This window comes from Sphingobium sp. CCH11-B1 (genome assembly GCF_001556865.1).
GTDB lineage: Bacteria > Pseudomonadota > Alphaproteobacteria > Sphingomonadales > Sphingomonadaceae > Sphingobium.
Genome location: NZ_LSJY01000131.1, coordinates 1 through 691, shown reverse-complemented (window position 1 = coordinate 691; position 691 = coordinate 1). Strand labels below are relative to the sequence as shown.

General features: G+C 65.1%; 1 protein-coding gene and 1 pseudogene. Both read left to right on the top strand.

Features of this window, described 5'->3' with window-relative positions:
• Positions 1-54 precede the first annotated feature (54 nt).
• Positions 55-387 (top strand): annotated as a pseudogene (locus tag AX724_RS24860) (hypothetical protein); the annotation flags it as partial.
• The coding region (locus tag AX724_RS13395) for a DUF3768 domain-containing protein (protein ID WP_066767318.1) at positions 384-691 on the top strand (308 nt) is incomplete at its 3' end. The pseudogene AX724_RS24860 and the gene AX724_RS13395, both read left to right, overlap by 4 nt.

Genomic DNA, 691 nt, shown 5'->3' with positions numbered 1-691 from the left:
GGCCAAGATGCCGCGACGGTCAAAACAGAATGAAGCGTCTCAATGGCGACATAATTCATTTGCGGCGCGATGAAACCGGACGAGGTTCGAGCGCTACCGGCCTGGTGCCTTCGGCTCATTGTCCTGGTCGAAGCCCGCGCGGCCCCGCGTCTGCGCACCGTCGAAGGCCTCTGGCGCCGGTCGACCTCGACCAGGCCCGGCCGAATGACCGACTTCATCCGCGCCGAGGAGCTGCTCCCCGCGGCCGACATCGACGCGATCATCCGCGATGCGCCCGCCGACCTCATCCGCTTTCAGGACGTCGCTGCGCATGTCCCGCTCCCCGAACGACCGGCAATGGCGGAGTGGCTCGAGACCTTCAACGCCGGCTTGCTGGAGGCCGTATGACTATCACCGCCACCGAACGCATCGCCCGTCTCAACGATCGCTGCCGGCAGGGCCTCGATGCCAATGCCCGCATCATGGTCACGCGCAATTGCCTTGCCCGGCTTTCCGGCGAGGGCGAGGGCATCGCCGAGATCCTCGCCCAAGCCGAGTTGCTCGCGGCGGTCCGCCGCTATTCGTTCAAGCCCGGCGACGGGCCCGAGCGCGATTTCGGCGCCTTCGACCTGCAGGGGCAAAGGCTCCTCTTCAAGATCGACTTGTATGATCCGGGCCTTGTCAAGATCGCATTGAACGGTTCCTTCTGTTG